Below are 17,509 nucleotides of genomic sequence, written 5' to 3' on the forward strand. Positions count from 1 at the left end.
GTGAGGTTGCCCCTGAAAATCGGAGTGCATAACCGGTCTTCAAGCGGCAGATTTTTGCTGCGCCGCCAACCAGCGTTTTTCGTACTGCATAGGGCTCATGTAGCCCAATGTCGAATGTAGTCGGGAATGGTTGTAGAACCCGATCCATTCCAAAATCACCTGCCTTGCTTGAGCTCTGGTCGCGAATTTTTGACCATGAACACACGCTGTTTTCAAATGTCCCCAAAGGCTCTCGGTAGGGGCGTTATCCCAGCAATTCCCCTTGCGACTCATTGAACTGACAATGCCCCGGCCCTTGAGTGTCCGTTGGAAATCATCGCTGCAATATTGACTGCCCCTATCGCTGTGAAAGATCAGGCCCCTGGCAGGTCGGCGACGCCAACAGGCCATCAGCAACGCATCCTTGACCAGGCTAGTTTGCATGTGCGTTTGCAGGCTCCAGCCCACCACCTGACGACTGTGCAGGTCCAGCACTGCTGCCAGGTACAGCCACCCCTCGTCCGTGGCGATATACGTGATGTCGCCGCTCCACAGTTGGTTGGGTGCTGGTGGAGTGAACTGTCGCTGGACCAAATCGGCTGCCACCGGCAAACGGTGTCTGCTATCGGTGGTGACCACGAATTTGCGCTTCGTCTTAGCTCGGATGCCGTGTTGTTGCATCAGCTTGCGTACCCGGTCTTTGCCGACTCGGATGCCCCTGACTGACAGCTCCTTGTGCATGCGTGGCCAGCCATATTCACCCTTGACCTCGGCATGGATGGCTCGCATATGGGCGAGCACAGCCTCGTCGCTGTGAAACCGCGTGGGCCCATCGTGGCCACTCTTGCCAGCCCGGTCCCAACTGAAATATCCACTGGGGCTGACTTGCAGGACCTCGCACATCAGCGTGATCGGCCAGCGTTGCCTCATCGATTGAATCCAGGCGTACTTTGCAGCACATCCTGTGCAAAGTACGCCGCCGCTTTTTTTGCAATATCTCGCTCCATCTTCAGGCGTGCAACTTCTGCCTTCAGTCGGGCAATCTCTGCCTGTTCAGGGCTCACCACTGCTGCGGGCTTGCCATCTGCCGATACCCCAAGCTGCCCCTTTGCGTCTGCCCGAACCCAGTTGGTCAAGCTAGCGCTGGGCATGCCCAAGGTCTTTGCCACCACGGAGGCTGGTCGTCCGGCCTTGACTTGCCTGACAGCTTCTTGCTTGAACTCCAAGGTGTACTTGGCTCTGCTCATCACTCCAGCGTTCATCTCTTCTGTCCTTTCCCGGCATTCTCCGGGCTGAGCTATGAACTCCGAAATTCGAGGGCAACCTCATCGCTATTGCCACCGGGCACGAAACCTGATGAAGATTTCATGCGATGGCTTGCAAGAGACAATTCCGATTGGGATGAGCGATCCTGCCTGGTCAACCCAGATCGCTGTGCGCTTTGGACGGTAGACCTTGACGGGGATGGTCATTCGGAAGTTGTTCTGCTTTGGGAGCATGACAATGGGGTGACCGCGAAAGCCTACGTGCACGATTCAACCGAATGGAAAGCGCTTGGGTACCTGCATGATGGCCCCCGCACCCTGGCGGAATGGACGCGAAACATGGACGCCGAAGAGTTGAAACGCGTGCCCAAACGTTGGCCTGACCTGCAACTCGGTGCGGTGACGATCAAACTCAGCCAATGAGCCGTCCGATAGGTGCATCTCTTTGCACTTCCGTGGCCCCCAAGTGGTGACGACCCTGGGAGCAGTGGCTGGCGCACTGCGCGCAAAGCGGCATCGAGTGCTTGCAATGGTTTGCCAAGCGGCTGCGCAAATACTGGTCGGTCATTCTGGCGCGGTTGCGATGGCCCATGCACACGAGCCAACTCGAAGGGATCAACAAGCGCACCAAGGTCATCAAGCGCACGGCACAGGGCAACCGTGGCGTTGAGTGCTTCCCCCTCGAGATCAAAGCAGCATTGCCCGGAAATGCGTGAAGAAGCAAAAAAAATCCGGAGGAGCCTGCACTCGTCCGGATTCATCAATGGTCCCCTCGACAGGAATCGAACCTGTATCTAGCGCTTAGGAGGCACTCGTTCTATCCATTGAACTACGAGGAGTGGACCGCCGGGGATTGTAGGGCCTGCGGGGGGCGGATTCGGGCAACGGGCAGCTTGGGGCTCAGTCGTAGCTCAGCGTGAAGATCAGGTCGACGGCGCTTTTTTCGCCGGTCTGGGCGCGCAGGGTGAAGCGGCGGGTGAGGTCGTAGAAGATGTAGAAGGTGCCCATGGTGCCGGCCAGGCTGCGTTCGTACGACACGTAGAAGTCTTTGGACAGGCGTTTGCCCAGGGTGAGGGCGGCGCTGGTGACGCCGGTGTCGGTGTTTTTCACGCCGCTGAACGAGACCTCGTCCAGGCCCAGGGATTGGGCCAGGCCGTCTGACAGGCCTCGGCCGCCGCCCAGCAGGGCCAGGGCGGCCTGTTGCAGCAGGGCCGATTCGGCGGCGCCGTTGGCAGCGGCGCGGCCCAGCACCAGCCAGGCCAGTTTGTCGGCGTCGGCCATTTCGGGCTCGGAGAACAGGCGCACGCGGGGGGACAGCACGGTGCCGCTGATCTGCACGCCCACGCGGGTGGAGAGGTTGGGGCGGATGGCCAGGATGTCGAGCGAGGGGTTGTCGTAGGCGCCGCTGAAGCGCAGCACGCCGGTTTCGATGTTGAGCTGCTGGCCGTAGGCCTTGTAGGTGCCCTGGTCGGTGCGCAGTTCGCCGTTGATCTGGGGCTCGGTGCTGCCTGGGGCCAGGCGCAGCTTCAAGGCGCCGCGCAGCCGGGTGTTGAGGCCGCGGCCCTGCACGCGGAAGTCGTTGCCCAGGTCGAGGCTGACCTGCACGTCGGCGGCAGGCAGGGCGCTGGGGGGCTGGGGCGCCGCTGCCGAGGTCTTGCTGGCGGCCTGGCCGGCACCATGGCTGCCGGGCTGCACCAGCACGTCGGCGCCCAGGCTGGGGGCGGTTTCGTCGGGCAGGATGAACAGGGCCTGGTCGGCCTTGAGATCGCCGCTCACCTTGAGCTGGCCTTGCTCCAGGCGGGTGTTCAGCTCGCCCGACAGGGCCAGGCGGCGGTCGGCGCGGCTGGACACGCGCAGGCGGTTGGCGCGGGTCTGCAGCTGCAGCAGCAGTTGCTGGCCGTTCCATTGGGCACTGCCCTGGGCGCTCAGGCTGCCGCCGTCGCCCCCGGCGCCCGGGGCGCCGCGCAGGGTGAATTCGGCGATGTCGATCTGGTGGCCGCTGAGCACGGCGCGCAGCTTGCCGTCGCGCAGCTCCACGCCTTCGACCACCGAGCGCAGGGCCAGGTCGCTGGCGCGGATCTCGCCTTGCCATTCGGGCTTTTGCAGCGTGCCCTGGAGGGTGGCCCGGGCGTCGAGCGTGCCGCGCATGCGCCAGCCCGGCGGGGCCAGCACCGACCACACGCCCAGCTTGGGCAACTGGGCGTTCAGCGAGCCGGTCACGGGGGTGTCGGGGGGCCAGCTCAGGCCTTGCGGGCCCTTGCTGAGGCGGGTGCCAAAACGGGCCTGCAACTGGCCGGCGCGTTCGCTGTCCCATTGCACGGCGGCGCTCAGGGCGCCGTCGTCCAGGCTCAGCGTGGCCTCGGCCACGCGGGCGCCGGCGCTGCGCTGGGCCTCGGTGGCCTGCACACCCTGGGGCAGGTCGTCGGCCTGCAGGCGCAGGTCGCCGCGTTGGCGGCTCAGGCGCAGCTGGGCTTTCAGGCCGGGGTCGGCGCTGGCGCTCCAGTCAGCGTTCAGCAGCAGGTCGCCCGAGATGCCCAGGCTGGCGCTGCTGGCACCCTGGGCCAGGGCCATGAGTTGCTCGATCCAGGGCAGCGACAGGTCTTGCACCTGGCCGCTGGTCTGCCAGCGGGCCTGGCCCTTTTGCTGGGCCCAGCGGCTGTTCTGCCAGCGCAGGCTGAGGTCGGGCACGCCGGCGTGGGCGAGCCGGGCTTCGCCCGGGGCGAGCATCAGTTCGGTCAGGTCGGCCTGGGCCTGGTGGCTCAGGCTCAGGGTGGCGGGCGCGCTCAGGCGCAGGCCCCAGGGCGGGGCGGTGGCGCTGTCTTGCAGGTTCAGGCTGAGGTCGTCGAGGCGGGCGGCCCAGTTGAAGCTGGAAGGCGTGTTGCTTGGTGTGTTGCCTGGTGTGTTGCCGGTGTTGGGCCCGGCATGGGCGCTGAGCTGCAGGCGGGCCTGGCGGGCGCCTTGGCGGGCTTCGCCGCTCAGGCTCAGTTCGACCGGTGGGGTGCCCGGTGCGCTGCTGTTGCTGTTGCCCGGCAGGGTGCCTTTCAGGCGCAGCTGCAGCTGGCGCAGGGCCAGGGCAGGGCGCTGATCGGTGGCGGCCCAGTCGAGGCGGGGCAGGTCGAGCCGGGTGCTCAGGCTCAGGGCCTGGCCGCGGCGGGGGGCGGGCTGGCCTTGCCAGGCGGCCAGCATGGCGCCCCAGCCGCCTTGCCATTGGCCGTCGAACTGGCCCTGCCCCTGCTGGGGCAGCAGGGCGGTTTGAGCGCCCAGGCCGGGCAGGCGGGCCAGCCAGCGGCCCAGGGCCCCGGCATCGGCCAGTTGGGCCTGCCATTGGCCCTGGCCCTGGTCGGCGCCCAGGTGGCCTTGCAGCGAGGCGTTCAGGCCCGGGGTTTGCAGTTTCAGGTCGGCCCGGCCCTGGTGCTGGCGGGTGTGCCATTGCAAAGAGCCGTCCAGCCGGGCTTCGGCCAGTTCAAGCCGCAGTTGCTCCAGCTGCAGTTCGCCGCCCTGCCAGCGCCCCTGGGCGTGCGCCAGGCGCAGTTGCAGGGCGCTCCACAGGGCCTGGGCTTGCGCCTGCGGGCTGGCTGCCGCGGCAGGGGCGCCGAGGCGGGCTTTGGTGGTCTTGCCGGAGGACACGGCCTGGGCCTGGGCCACGGCAGTCGTGGAGGACAGGCTGGCGCGTGGCGTGCTGCGGGCGGGCGTGCTGCCGGCCTGGGGGCTGAGGTCCACCTCAAAGCCCAGGGCGTCGTTCTGGCCGCCCAGGGCGCGCAGGGCCAGGTGGCCGTTGAGCGGGGCGGGCGGGGCGGCGCTGTGCAGGCGCTGGGGCGAGACGCCTTGCAGCGTGGCCTCGGCCAGCCACGGGGTGGCGCTGTTGGCCTCCCAGCGGCCTTTCAGGCGCAGGGTGCCGCCGCCCACGCGGGCTTCCACGGGGTCGATCACCCAGGCGCGGCCTTGCTGCTGCAGGCGGGCGCTGATCTGCTCCAGCGGCAGGCGTTGCTGGTCCCAGGGGCCGGGCAGGGCGTTGCTCAGCGCCAGCCGGGCCTGCCAGGCGGGGGCCTTGCCGTCGCCGGGGTGGATGTCGACCGTGCCCGACAGGGCGGTGCTCGGGGCCTGGGGCCACAGCAGGCTGAGGTCGATGCTCTGCAGGTGGGCCTGGGCTTCGGGCAGCACCTGCTCGGCCCAGGGGCGCAGGCGGGCCTGCACCTGGGCTTGCATCTGCGCCTGCACTTGGCTCGGAACCTGGCCCGGCGGTGTCGAGCGGCCCTTGCCCGTGGGCGCCGTTCTGGCGCTGGGCAGGGTGGCCTCATCGGGGTCCAGAACGGCTTCCAGGGCGATTTCTGCGGCGGGGCCCGACAGCGTGCCCTGCAGGCCGGCGCGGGCCAGCAGTTGCGCCGGAGCCGGGGCGCCCAGGCCGGTGGGGATCTCGCCCTCCAACTGGGCCTGCAGGGCCATGGGGGCGGCGCCTTGCAGGCTGATCTGGCCGCTGTAATGGCCGGCGGCCACGGCCAGCTCGGACCACTGCAGGTGGTGCTGTTCGCCGTCGTAGTGGTAGTGGCCGTCGATGTGGCTCAGCACCAGGCCACCCTGGTCGGGCAGCTGGATCTGGCCCAGTTGCAGCGGGGTGTCGATGGTGAGGGGCAGGGTCAGCTCGGTGAGCGGCGGGCTGGGTGGGGCCTTGCCGTTGTCGCGCAGCTCCAGGCGTTCGGCGCTGAGTTCGCTCAGGGCCAGGTGGCGGCTCAGCAGGGCGCGCCAGTCCCAGCGGATGTGCAGGCCGGTGAGGGTGGCCCGGGTGCCGGGCTGGGCCCATTGGAGCTCGGCGATCTGCCCCCCTTCGCGCAAGGTGCCGCTGACGCCGCTGAACTGAAGTTGCCGGTCGGCGGGCAGCCAGCGCGGCAGCAGGTTCAGCGTGGTGGCCAGCGAGCCTTCGCTGCCGCTCCAGACCCAGGCGACAGCACCCCCGGCCAGGGGCAGCCCCAGCAGGCCTGCTGTGCACAGGGCGGCCACGCGCAGGCGGCGTGCCCAGGGCCGCGGGCCCGGGGCTGAGTGGTCTGGATCTGGGGTTGGGTGGGACCCGTTGGGGGGCTGGGCGCTCATGCTGACCTTCAGAAAGTGAAGCCCACGGCCAAGTGCAGGCGCAGGCGGCGGGTGGCAGCGCCCCAGGCCAGGTCGACCTCCAGCGGGCCCACCGGGCTGCGCCAGCGTGCGCCCACCCCCACGCCCACCTTGGCGCGCAGCTTGCTGGCCTCGTTGGCCACGGCGCCGGCGTCGATGAACACGGTGCTTTCGAATTCGGTGGCGCGGCCATTGCGCACGATGGGCTTTTGCCACTCCAGGCTGCCCACGGCCAGGTAGCGGCCAGGCTCCAGGCTGCCGTCGGCTTGCACCACGCCGATCTCGCGGTAGCCGTAGCCGCGCACCGTGGTGTCGCCCCCGGTCAGGAACAGCTGGGTGCTGGGCAGCACCACGCTGCTGCGGGCCCCCACGGCGCCGCCTTCGGCACGCCAGGCCAGGCGCGGCGCCTGGGCCGCGCTCGGGTAGGCGCTTTCGTTGAAGGGGATGAAGCCCAGCACCCGCGCGCGGCTGCGCAGGAAAGGCGAGCGCTGGCTGCCCAGGGTCAGGCCCGGGCCCACTTCAACGGCCAGGCCGTAGCCGCGGGTGGGAAAGGGGATGTTGTTGAAGTTGCGCTGCGTCCACGCATAGTTGGCCGACACGCTGGAGGCGCTCTCGGCCGGGCTGCTTTGCGTCAGGGTGTGGTCGTACTGCAGGTAGAAATTGCGGTCGTAGTGCTCGTCGGTCTTGGCCCGCCCGGTGCGCAGGGTCAGGCTGTTGACGGGGGCGGTGCTGCCGGTCTGGCGCTGCAACTGGCCCGAGGTGACCCAGCGCCAGTTGTCTTTGTCCGGCTGGCTGGTGAGTTCGCTGCTCAGGGTTTTGGTGTCGCGGTCCAGCGAGAGCTTGGACAGGGCCTTCCAGTCCAGCCAGGGCAGCTTGCGCTGGGTGAATTCGGCCGACAGGCGCCCGCCGCTGTCGGTGCTGGCGCCCACGCCCAGCACCAGCTTGTGCAGCTTGGCTTCGCGCACCTGCACGCGCACCGGCGCGGCCTGCGGATCACCGCTGGTGTCGAGCGACATGAATACGGAGTCGAAGTAGCCGCTGTCGGCCACGCGCTGCTGGGCCTTGAGCAGGTCGGCCTGGGTGTAGGTGCTGCCGGTGGGGATCTGGGCCAGGCGGCGCACCAGCTCGGCGCTGTGGTGCTGGGTGCCTTCGACCAGCACCTCGCCAAAGCGGAAGTCGGGGCCCGAGTCGAGGGTGAGGCTGAGCTCGGCCTGCTGCGTGTCAGGGTCGATGCGGGCCTGGCTGTCGACCAGGTGGCCGGTGGGGTAGCGAGTGGCGGTGAGGCGGCGCAGGGCTTCGGTCTTGGCACTGTCCCAGCCGGCCTGGGTGAAGATGCTGCCGGGGCGCAGGCCCCAGGTCTCGGTGAGGCTGCGCTGCACGGCCTCCAGCTCGGGGTTGTGGGCCACGTCGCCGCTGAGTTGCAGTTGGAAGGCGCTCACGCGCACCGGCTCGCCGGGGGTGACTTCGATCAGCACCTCCCAGGGCGTGTGCTGGGCCACAGGGGCGTCGGATGCGGGTGGGCCGCCGGCCGTGGGGCTGGCCGCCGGCTCCTGGACCGAGATCTTCACCTCGGCTGCGAAATAGCCCTGGGTGGCCAGCAGGTTGCGGGCGTTGTCCTGGGCGCTGACCAGCAGGCGGTCGAGTTCGTCGCGGTCCAGGTCTTGCAGGCCGCGGTACTGTTGCAACTCCAGGTGGCGCAGCAAGGTGTCACGCAGGGGCTCGGGGGCATGCACTTCGAGGTGGAAGGCCGGAGGGGCTGCGGTGCCGGAGGCGCTTGTGGAAGCGCCTGCAGCGGAGGTCGTCGGGGGCTGGGCATCGCCTTCGGCACGCGCGGGTCGTCCCAGGGTGGCCAGCAACAGCACCAGCACCGCGCACGTCCACCCCATCAAAAAGGCCGGCTTGAAAGCCGGCCTGCCTCGCCTGTACCAGAACATGCGCCTATTTTGACAGCATGCGCATCGCGTCTTCTAGGCCTTTGAGTGTCAAGGGGTACATGCGCTGGTTCATCAGCTGCTGGATCACCGCGATGCTCTGGCGGTATTGCCACACGCCCTGGGGCTCGGGGTTGATCCAGGCAAAGCGTGGGAAGGTGTTGGTCAGCCGCTGCAGCCACTCGGCGCCGGGCTCTTCGTTGTTGTACTCAACGCTGCCGCCCGGCTGCAGGATTTCATACGGGCTCATGGTGGCGTCGCCGATGAAGATCAGCTTGTAGTCCTTGTTGTACTTGCGCAGGATGTCCCAGGTGGCGAACTTCTCGGAGAAGCGGCGCTTGTTGTTCTTCCACATGTAGTCGTACACGCAGTTGTGGAAGTAGTAGAACTCAAGGTGCTTGAACTCGGCCTTGGCCGCCGAGAACATCTCCTCGACGCGGGCGATGTGCTCGTCCATGGTGCCGCCGACGTCCATCAGCAGCAACACTTTCACGTTGTTGTGACGTTCTGGCACCATTTTGATGTCGAGCCAGCCCGCGTTGGCGGCGGTAGAGCGGATGGTATCGGGCAGGTCGAGCTCTTCGGCCGAACCTTCACGGGCAAACTTGCGCAGGCGGCGCAGGGCCACCTTGATGTTGCGTGTGCCCAGCTCCTGGGTGTCGTCGTAGTCTTTGTAGGCGCGCTGGTCCCACACCTTGACGGCGCTCTTGTTGCGGCTTTTTTCCTGGCCGATGCGGATGCCCTGGGGGTTGTAGCCATTGGCGCCAAAGGGGCTGGTGCCGCCGGTGCCGATCCACTTGCTGCCGCCTTCGTGGCGTTCCTTCTGCTCTTCGAAGCGCTTTTTGAGCGTTTCCATGAGCTCATCCCAGCCCATCTTTTCGATCTTGGCCTTGTCTTCGGGGCTGAGCTCCAGCTCCAGGTTCTTGCGCAGCCACTCGAGGGGAACGTCTTTGGTGAAGTCGGTCAGCATCTCGACGCCTTTGAAGTAGGCGGCAAAGGCGCGGTCGAACTTGTCGTAATGCTTTTCGTCCTTGACCAGGGTGAGGCGCGACAGGTAGTAGAAGTCGTCGATTTTCCAGGCATCGTCCGATTCGGGGCCCACCACGTGGGCCTGCAAGGCCTCCAGCAGGGTGAGGAACTCTTTCACCGAAACAGGGAGTTTGGCGCTGCGCAGCGTGTAGAAGAAGTCGATCAGCATGGACGGCTCCAGGTCAGGGCACGGCAGCTCACTTGCCGCCGTGGACCACCGCAGGCGGTGGGGGTGTTTGCGGGTAGCGCTGCTTCAGCAGGTACAGCAGCTGGGCCTTGGCCTCGGGCCATTCGCCGGCGCTCATGCTGTACATCACGGTGTCGCGCACCGTGCCGTCACGGCGCAGCGCGTGGTGGCGCAGCACGCCGTCCTTGCGCGCGCCCAGGCGCTCTATGGCCTTTTGCGAGGCGTGGTTGAAGTTGTCGGTGCGCCAGCCCACCAGGGCACAGCCCAGGGTGTCGAAGGCATGGCTCATCAGCAGGTACTTGGCCGTGGTGTTGACGTGGGTGCGCTGCACCCGTCGGGCGTACCAGGTGTAGCCGATCTCGACGCGGCGGATGGCCGGCACGATGTCGTGGTAGCTGCTGGTGCCGATCAACTGGCCGCTGGCCTCCTCGATCACGGCAAAGGCGAAGCGGTTGCCGGCTTCGCGCATCTGCAGCGCGGTCTCGATGTAGGCGCGGGTCTGGCCGGGCTCGGGCACCGAGGTGACGCGGATGTTCCACAGCTCGCCATCGGCGGCGGCGGCGGCCAGGCCGGCCTCATGGGCCAGGCTCAGGGGCTCCAGGCGCACACCGTTCAGGCGCAGGGTGACGGGTTCGACAAAAGACATGGTTTCTCCGGGGCCATGCGGGCGCCGCACTGCGGGGGCAGGGCGGGCAGCTCGGGAGGGTTCAGCGGTTGCGCTGGTTCATGAAGACCAGCTTTTCGAACAGGGTCACGTCCTGCTCGTTCTTCAGCAGGGCGCCCACCAGCGGCGGCACACTGACCTTGGCGTCGGCGCTTTGCAGGGCCTCGAGCGGGATGTCTTCGGCCACCAGCAGCTTGAGCCAGTCGAGCAGCTCGGAGGTGCTGGGCTTCTTCTTGAGGCCCGGCAGGTTGCGCACGTCGTAGAAGGTCTTCATGGCCGCTGCCAGCAGCTCGGCCTTGAGCGTGGGGAAGTGCACGTCGACGATCTTCTTCATCGTGTCGGCGTCGGGGAACTTGATGTAGTGGAAGAAGCAGCGGCGCAGGAAGGCGTCGGGCAGTTCCTTTTCGTTGTTCGAGGTGATGAACACCAGCGGGCGGTTCTTGGCCTTGATCAGTTCACGGGTCTCGTAGCAGTAGAACTCCATGCGGTCGAGTTCGCGCAACAGGTCGTTGGGAAACTCGATGTCGGCCTTGTCGATTTCGTCGATCAGCAGGGCCACCGGCTGCTCGGCCGTGAAGGCTTGCCACAGCACGCCCTTGACGATGTAGTTCTCGATGTCCTTGACGCGCTCGTCGCCGAGTTGCGAGTCACGCAGGCGACTGACCGCGTCGTATTCGTACAGGCCTTGCTGGGCCTTGGTGGTTGATTTGATGTGCCATTGCAACAGTGGCAGGCCCAGCGCTTCGGCCACTTCCTCGGCCAGCATGGTCTTGCCGGTACCGGGCTCGCCCTTGACCAGCAAGGGCCGCTTGAGGGTGATGGCCGCATTCACGGCGAGCATCAGGTCTTGAGTGGCGACGTAATTTTGTGAGCCTTGGAATTTCATGGACAAGTGTTCGCTTAACAGATGTGTTGCAGAAGCGGGGCTCGATATAATCAATCGTTGATTTTTCTCAATCCCCTCGGTACCCAATCATCCATTTGATTGTGCTCGCAAAATGAACAAGATGTTGACAACGGTATTTGCCCTTGCTGTCGCTTCCGTGACCGCTTTTTCGTCGACCGTCCACGCTCAGGAGGTCAAAGCAGATGTCAACGCCAAGGTGGCGATGTGCATCGGTTGCCATGGGATTGATCGCTACCAGGCGACCTTCCCCGAGGTCTACAAGGTGCCGCGCATTGCCGGCCAGGGCGAGAAGTACATCGCCGCTGCCTTGACCGCCTACAAGAAGGGCGACCGCAAGCACCCGACCATGCGCGGCATCGCCGACTCGCTGAGCGAGCAAGACATCGCCGAGATCTCGGCCTACTACGCCCAACTGGGCCGTGTCGAAGGCGCCACGCTGCCCGACAAGCCCAGCCGCGAGCCCAACGCCCAGGTGGCCGCCCTGCTGAACAAGGGCGCTTGCGTGTCCTGCCACGGCGCCAACTTCGCCAAGCCCATCGACCCCTCGTACCCCAAGATCGCAGGCCAATACAGCGACTACCTGTATGTGGCGCTCAAGTCCTACCAGATGAGCAACAGCCCGGTGATGGGCCGCAACAACGCCGTGATGGGGGGCGTGGCCAAGCAGTTCTCGCACGCCGAACTCAAGGCCCTGGCCTCGTATGTGAGCACGCTCGACGGCGACCTGAAGACCGTGCCTGAGTCGCGCTTCCGCTGATCCAGCCTTGGGCGTTTCGCGCCCTGGTTCTGAAAACAAAAAGCCGCTGAATCGTCAGCGGCTTTTTTTTGCCTGGGTCAGGTCTGAAGACCCGCAGGTTTGTTGGTTGGGGCTCAGTCGCGTGTTGCGGCGCGTTGCACGCTGTCGATGTAGGCATGCCCATCGGGCGGGCGGCCGCTGCGCTGGCTTTCCCACAGCATGCGGCCCAGGAACTCCATGGTTTCGTGGTGGGCGCCGTGCAGGGAGTCGCGGCGTGCGGTCAGCAACTCGACCGCCTGGCGGATGCCGCGCGGCTGGTCGATGCTGCATTGCTCGCTGATTGACAGGTGCATCGAGAGGTGCAGAAAGGGGTTGGTCTCGCCTTTCTGGCTGTCGTACACGCGGGCCACGGCCGCGTCGGCATCGGCCAGGTCGGCGTGGTATTCGGGGTGCTCATCGATCCACTGACCGGCCAGGGTTTCGATGGCCTCCATGGCCAAGCCTTGGCGGGACTTGGCATAGACCGAGCAGAAGAAGCGACGGACGTCGTCTTGAGAGGGGTTGAACATGCGCCCAAGCGTATCACCCCGGGCGATGCCCCCACGCCCGCTGGGGGCCGGGCTCCATCTCCGGTGTCAGGTGCGCGGCGTGCCCACCATGCGCGAGATCGACTGGGCTGCCTGCAGCAGATGGGGCAGCATGCGGTTCTGCATGTCGAAGGCGTTGCTGCGGTTGGCCTGGCCGCTGATGTTGAGGGCGGCGATCACCCGGCCGTTGCGGTTCACCACCGGGGCGGCCATCGAGATCAGGCCTTCTTCCAGCTCCTGGTCGACCAGGCACCAGCCCTGGTCACGCGCCTGGCGAACCCTGGCCAGTACGTCTTCGACGCGCGTCAAGGTGTGTTGTGTGCGGGCTTCGAGCGTCGCGCTCGCCAGGCGGCGCTCCACCTCCTCGTCGGGCAGGCTGCCCAGCAGAATGCGGCCCATCGAGGTGCAGTAGGCCGGCAGGCGGCTGCCCACGCCCAGGTTGATGCGCATGATCTTGTGCGTGGGTACCCGCAGCACATACATGATGTCGGTGCCCTCGAGCACGGCGGCCGAGCACGACTCTTTAACCCGCTCGACCAGTCCCTCCATCACGGGCTCGGCCAGGTTCCAGATCGGCATGGACGACAGGTAGGCGAAGCCCAGGTCCAGGATGCGTGGCGTGAGGCGGAACTGGCGCCCGTCCGTCTCGACATAACCCAGGGTTTGCAGCGTCAGCAGGATGCGCCGGGCGCCGGCGCGGGTGAGCCCGCTGCGGCCGGCGACTTCGGTCAGGGTCTGGTGGGGGGCCGCCGAACTGAAGGTCCGGATGACTTCCAGCCCTCGCGCAAAAGACTGCACATAGCTGTCGCCAGGGCGTGGGGCGGCTTTCTCGTTGTCAGCTGTCATTGCCATGGTGTTGTCAATCTCCTAAAATTCATTCTACGAACCAATGTTCTTATTGTGAACAATTTACATCCCAGTTGTCATCCATGAGCCGATTGGTGTGAAATTTTTCGGTCATGGGTGCTCACATCTGATGATTTTGTCCGTCTGGCCGCTAGGGTATGCCGTTTGGGCCTGTCTATGCCACTACCGTTTGGAGATATTTAAATCATGATTGACAAGATCGCCTCGTCAGTGGCAGAGGCTTTGCAGGGGGTGCAGGACGGTGCCACCGTGCTGATCGGCGGCTTTGGCACTGCCGGCATTCCCCTTGAATTGATCGAAGGCCTGATCGACCAGGGGGCGCGTGATCTCACCGTGGTCAACAACAACGCGGGCAATGGCGACACCGGCCTGGCGGCCTTGCTGCAGGCCGGACGGGTGCGCAAGATCATCTGCAGCTTTCCACGCCAGGCCGACTCCCAGGTGTTCGATGGCCTTTACCGCCAGGGCCGCATCGAGCTGGAGTTGGTGCCCCAGGGCAATCTGGCCGAGCGCTTGCGCGCAGCGGGGGCGGGCATCGGGGCCTTCTACACCCCGACCGGTTTTGGTACCGAACTGGCCCTGAACCCGGATGGCAGCCCCAAGGAGACCCGGGTCATCAACGGCCGTGGTCACGTGCTGGAATACCCCATCCATGGCGATGTGGCGCTGATCCAGGCCGAGCGCGGCGATCGCTGGGGCAACCTCACCTACCGGCAGGCGGCGCGCAATTTCGGCCCCGTGATGGCCACTGCCGCCCGTTGTACGGTTGCCACAGTGCATGAGGTGGTCGAGTTGGGCCAACTCGACCCCGAGGCCATCGTGACCCCGGGCATCCACGTGCACCAGGTGGTGCCCGTGCCCCGCCGCGTCACCACGGCCGGCGGATTCAAAACAGCGGCCTGAGCGGAGAACCAGCCATGACCACCACCTACCAGCCCCGCAGCAAAGACGAACTGGCGCGCCGTGTGGCCGCCGACATCCACGACGGCGCCTACGTCAACCTGGGCATCGGCATGCCCACCCGCGTGGCCAACCACATTCCTCCAGGCCGCGAGGTGATCCTGCAAAGCGAGAACGGCATCCTGGGCATGGGCCCGGCGCCGGCGCCAGGGCAGGAGGACTACGACCTCATCAATGCCGGCAAGCAGCCGGTCACGCTGCTGCCCGGCGGCGCCTTCTTCCACCATGCCGACAGCTTCGCCATGATGCGCGGCGGCCACCTCGACATCTGCGTGCTCGGCGCCTTCCAGGTCTCGGCCACCGGCGACCTGGCCAATTGGAGCACCGGCGAACCGGGGGCCATCCCCGCCGTGGGCGGTGCCATGGACCTGGCCATCGGTGCCAAGCAGACCTGGGTGATGATGGATCTGCTCAGCAAATCGGGCCAGAGCAAGGTGGTGGCGCAGTGCACCTACCCCCTGACCGGCCTGGCCTGCGTGAAGCGCATCTACACCGACCTGGCCACCCTCGAATGCACCCCCCAGGGCCTGCGCCTGATCGACGCCGTCGATGGCCTGGGCCGCGAGGCGCTGCAAGAACTGATCGGCCTGCCCTTGCTCGATTGAGCCCGCCGCCCAACGGCCCCGAAACCCCAGAATTTCAACCCCGGAGACCAGAAAACCATGACACAAGCCTTTATCTGCGACGCCATCCGCACGCCCTTCGGCCGCTACGGCGGCGCGCTGTCCAGCGTGCGCACCGACGACCTGGGCGCCATCCCGCTCAGGGCCTTGATGGAGCGCAACCCCGGCGTCGACTGGGCGGCCGTGACCGACGTGATCTATGGCTGCGCCAACCAGGCCGGCGAAGACAACCGCAACGTGGCCCACATGGCCAGCCTGCTGGCGGGTCTGCCCATCGAGGTGCCGGGCGCCACCGTCAACCGCCTGTGCGGCTCGGGGCTGGACGCCATCGGCACCGCAGCGCGCGCCATCAAGTCGGGCGAAGCGCGGCTGATGATCGCCGGTGGGGTGGAAAGCATGAGCCGGGCACCGTTTGTGATGCCCAAGGCCGAAAGCGCCTTCAGCCGTGCCAACGCGGTGTACGACACCACCATCGGCTGGCGCTTCATCAACAAGCTCATGAAAGCCCAGTACGGGGTCGATTCGATGCCTGAGACGGCCGAGAACGTGGCCACCGATTTCGGCATCGAGCGCGAGGCCCAGGACCGCATGGCCCTGGCCAGCCAGATGAAGGCGGTGGCGGCGCAGAAGGCCGGCGTGTTCGATGCCGAGATCGTGCCGGTGACCATTCCCCAGAAAAAGGGCGATGCGGTGGTGGTGAGCCAGGATGAGCACCCCCGTGCCACCAGCCTGGAAGCCCTGGCCAAGCTCAAGGGCGTGGTGCGCCCCGATGGCACCGTGACCGCTGGCAACGCCAGCGGCGTCAACGATGGCGCCTGTGCGCTGCTGCTGGCCGACGAGCGCAGCGCCGCGCAACATGGCCTGACCCCGCGCGCCCGCGTGGTGGGCATGGCCACGGCCGGGGTGGCGCCGCGCATCATGGGCATCGGCCCGGCGCCGGCCACCCAGAAGGTGTTGGCCCTCACCGGTCTGAGCCTGGCGCAGCTCGATGTCATCGAGCTGAACGAAGCCTTTGCGGCGCAAGGCCTGGCGGTGCTGCGCCAATTGGGCCTGCAAGACGACGATCCCCGCGTCAACCCGAACGGTGGCGCGATTGCGCTGGGCCACCCGCTGGGCGCCAGCGGGGCGCGCCTGGCCACCACGGCGATCAACCAGCTGCACCGCAGCGGTGGCCGCTACGCGCTGTGCACAATGTGCATTGGTGTGGGGCAGGGCATCGCCGTGATCCTGGAACGCGTGTAAGGCGCGCTCAGGTCATTTCGGGGCGGGGTGGCGCGGGCTGGGTCGGCAGGCTCAGAGCCGCCGCCAGCCCGGCAGTTGCCAGTCGCGCCAGAGCGCCAGGCCCCTGAAGCCGGCCGTGCAAAACGCGCACAGCATCAGGGCCGGTGACTCGGGCACCTGGGCCTGTACCAGCCCCAGGTAAAGCCAGCCGCCGGCAAAGGCGCACACCGCGTAGGGGCGGTGGTCATGAAAGGCCTTGGGGATCTCGTTGCACACGATGTCGCGAAGCACCCCGCCGAAGACGCCCGTGATCACGCCCATCATCACCGAGATCAGCCCCGGCATGCCCAGGTCATTGGCCATGTCCACCCCCACCCCGGTGAACAAGCCCAGGCCGATGGCATCTGGGAGTTGGATGGCACGTTCGGTGGGCTCGAAGTGGCGCCGCTTCAACAGCAGCAGTGCCGCCAGGCTCAGGCCCAGGATGCCCCACACATAGCCCACGTGCCGCACCCAGAAAAACGGGCGCTGGTCCAGCAGCAGGTCGCGCAGCGTGCCGCCGCCGAATGCGGCCAGAAAGGCCACCACGCACACCCCCACCGGGTCGAGCTTCTTGCGGGCGCCTTCCAGCACGCCGGACAGGGCAAAGGCCAGGGTGGCCGCCAGTTCCAGCACATGCCGCAGCCAGGGCTCCCAAAATGAGACGGTGTTCATGGCCGGGCATTGTGCACCGGCCCATCAGGGGTGGCTGGGGCTGGCCGCTGTCATCGCCAGCGGCTAACATGCGCCGCATACCCAAGTCTTGGAGACCGAAATGACGGTGGTTGTCGTCGCCAATCCCAAAGGAGGAGTGGGCAAGTCCACTCTCAGCACCCAGGTGGCTTCCTACCTGGCCAGTCGGGGCCAGTCGGTGGCCCTGGGGGACATTGATCGCCAGCAGTCGTCACGCCTGTGGCTCAGCCTCAGGCCGGCGGCTGCCGCGCCGATCTCGGTCTGGGACGTCAAAGATGAGGACAAGGAACTCTCTCGGCCCCCCAAGGGCGTGCAGCATGCGGTGCTCGACACGCCGGCCGGCCTGCATGGCGGGCGCCTCAAAGAGGTCATCCGCCTGGCCGACAAGGTGATCGTGCCGCTGCAGCCCAGCATCTTCGACATGTACGCCACGCAGGATTTCCTGAACCAGCTGGCCGACATGAAGCGGGCGCAACGGGTGGAGATCGGCATCGTGGGCATGCGGGTGGATGAACGCACCATTGCGGCCGAGCGCCTGCATGAGTTCGTGGACCGCCTGGGCCTGCCCGTGCTGGCCACCCTGCGCGATACCCAGAACTACATCCATCTGGCTGCCAACGGGCTGGGCGTGTTCGATGTGGCGCCCGGCCGCGTGGCCAAGGACCTGGACCAGTGGCAGACCCTGTGCGAATGGTTGAACCGCGAGGCCTGACCCCTC

16 protein-coding genes and 1 tRNA gene are annotated in these 17,509 nt (G+C 66.6%); 7 read left to right on the forward strand and 10 right to left on the reverse strand.

All coding sequences use genetic code 11. From position 1 onward, the window contains the following. Positions 1-39: 39 nt before the first annotated feature. Positions 40-1,226, reverse strand: a protein-coding gene (locus L880_RS0112065) for an IS3 family transposase (protein ID WP_425389181.1) whose coding sequence is annotated in 2 segments (ribosomal slippage) — positions 40-971 and positions 971-1,226 — 1,188 coding nt in all. Because the reading frame shifts where the segments join, the coding sequence is not laid out codon by codon here. 120 nt (positions 1,227-1,346) lie between these two features. On the opposite strand from L880_RS0112065, the gene L880_RS35615 reads away from it, so the two are divergent. Both L880_RS35615 and L880_RS0112080 read left to right on the forward strand, forming a co-directional pair. Further along, positions 1,347-1,667 (forward strand): hypothetical protein, encoded by a 321-nt coding sequence (locus L880_RS35615; protein WP_157462830.1) that lies wholly within the window; start codon positions 1,347-1,349, stop codon positions 1,665-1,667. A 68-nt stretch (positions 1,668-1,735) separates the two neighbouring features. Further along, entirely contained in the window at positions 1,736-1,960 is a 225-nt protein-coding gene (locus tag L880_RS0112080) for a transposase (protein WP_084461261.1), read from the forward strand. Positions 1,961-2,008: 48 nt separating this feature from the next. Here L880_RS0112080 and L880_RS0112085 read toward each other — a convergent pair. The 6 genes from L880_RS0112085 to L880_RS0112110 all read right to left on the reverse strand — a co-directional run bounded on the left by L880_RS0112085 (position 2,009) and on the right by L880_RS0112110 (position 11,044). Next, positions 2,009-2,083: transfer RNA gene (locus tag L880_RS0112085), tRNA-Arg, on the reverse strand. Between the two features lie 61 nt (positions 2,084-2,144). Next, positions 2,145-6,329 (reverse strand): translocation/assembly module TamB domain-containing protein, encoded by a 4,185-nt coding sequence (locus tag L880_RS0112090; RefSeq protein WP_157462832.1) that lies wholly within the window; start codon positions 6,327-6,329, stop codon positions 2,145-2,147. An 8-nt stretch (positions 6,330-6,337) separates the two neighbouring features. Beyond that, on the reverse strand, positions 6,338-8,233 hold the full coding sequence (locus tag L880_RS0112095) for an autotransporter assembly complex protein TamA (protein ID WP_027475898.1): 1,896 nt from the start codon (positions 8,231-8,233) through the stop codon (positions 6,338-6,340). 52 nt (positions 8,234-8,285) lie between these two features. Then, positions 8,286-9,476 carry a vWA domain-containing protein gene (locus L880_RS0112100; protein WP_027475899.1) on the reverse strand — a complete coding sequence of 397 codons (1,191 nt, stop codon included), beginning with the start codon at positions 9,474-9,476 and terminating at the stop codon, positions 8,286-8,288. A gap of 28 nt (positions 9,477-9,504) precedes the next feature. Next, on the reverse strand, positions 9,505-10,140 hold the full coding sequence (locus L880_RS0112105; RefSeq protein ID WP_027475900.1) for a GNAT family N-acetyltransferase: 636 nt from the start codon (positions 10,138-10,140) through the stop codon (positions 9,505-9,507). A 61-nt stretch (positions 10,141-10,201) separates the two neighbouring features. Beyond that, on the reverse strand, positions 10,202-11,044 hold the full coding sequence (locus L880_RS0112110) for an AAA family ATPase (RefSeq protein WP_019574056.1): 843 nt from the start codon (positions 11,042-11,044) through the stop codon (positions 10,202-10,204). 112 nt (positions 11,045-11,156) lie between these two features. Between L880_RS0112110 and L880_RS0112115 the strand changes: the two genes are divergently transcribed. Further along, a complete protein-coding gene (locus L880_RS0112115) occupies positions 11,157-11,822 on the forward strand; it encodes a c-type cytochrome (protein ID WP_019574055.1) in 666 nt (221 codons plus the stop codon). A 113-nt stretch (positions 11,823-11,935) separates the two neighbouring features. On the opposite strand, the gene L880_RS0112120 is transcribed toward L880_RS0112115, so the two are convergent. Both L880_RS0112120 and L880_RS0112125 read right to left on the reverse strand, forming a co-directional pair. Next, positions 11,936-12,370, reverse strand: coding sequence for a DUF1841 family protein (locus L880_RS0112120; RefSeq protein WP_027475901.1), 435 nt, complete (start codon positions 12,368-12,370; stop codon positions 11,936-11,938). A 66-nt stretch (positions 12,371-12,436) separates the two neighbouring features. Beyond that, positions 12,437-13,234 (reverse strand): IclR family transcriptional regulator domain-containing protein, encoded by a 798-nt coding sequence (locus L880_RS0112125; RefSeq protein WP_027475902.1) that lies wholly within the window; start codon positions 13,232-13,234, stop codon positions 12,437-12,439. Between the two features lie 207 nt (positions 13,235-13,441). On the opposite strand from L880_RS0112125, the gene L880_RS0112130 reads away from it, so the two are divergent. Genes L880_RS0112130 through pcaF form a run of 3 tightly spaced genes read left to right on the forward strand, consistent with a single transcriptional unit; the run spans position 13,442 to position 16,080 of the window. Further along, positions 13,442-14,158: a 3-oxoacid CoA-transferase subunit A gene (locus L880_RS0112130; RefSeq protein WP_027475903.1), complete on the forward strand. Its 717-nt coding sequence runs from the start codon at positions 13,442-13,444 to the stop codon at positions 14,156-14,158. 14 nt (positions 14,159-14,172) lie between these two features. Continuing rightward, on the forward strand, positions 14,173-14,820 hold the full coding sequence (locus tag L880_RS0112135; RefSeq protein ID WP_027475904.1) for a 3-oxoacid CoA-transferase subunit B: 648 nt from the start codon (positions 14,173-14,175) through the stop codon (positions 14,818-14,820). 57 nt (positions 14,821-14,877) lie between these two features. Then, positions 14,878-16,080 (forward strand): 3-oxoadipyl-CoA thiolase, encoded by a 1,203-nt coding sequence (gene pcaF, locus L880_RS0112140; RefSeq protein ID WP_027475905.1) that lies wholly within the window; start codon positions 14,878-14,880, stop codon positions 16,078-16,080. A gap of 51 nt (positions 16,081-16,131) precedes the next feature. On the opposite strand, the gene L880_RS0112145 is transcribed toward pcaF, so the two are convergent. Further along, a complete protein-coding gene (locus tag L880_RS0112145; RefSeq protein WP_027475906.1) occupies positions 16,132-16,773 on the reverse strand; it encodes a trimeric intracellular cation channel family protein in 642 nt (213 codons plus the stop codon). A 100-nt stretch (positions 16,774-16,873) separates the two neighbouring features. On the opposite strand from L880_RS0112145, the gene L880_RS0112150 reads away from it, so the two are divergent. Further along, entirely contained in the window at positions 16,874-17,503 is a 630-nt protein-coding gene (locus L880_RS0112150; RefSeq protein WP_027475907.1) for a ParA family protein, read from the forward strand. Positions 17,504-17,509: the final 6 nt, after the last annotated feature.

The organism is Curvibacter gracilis ATCC BAA-807, from assembly GCF_000518645.1.
GTDB classification, from domain to species: Bacteria; Pseudomonadota; Gammaproteobacteria; order Burkholderiales; family Burkholderiaceae_C; genus Curvibacter; species Curvibacter gracilis.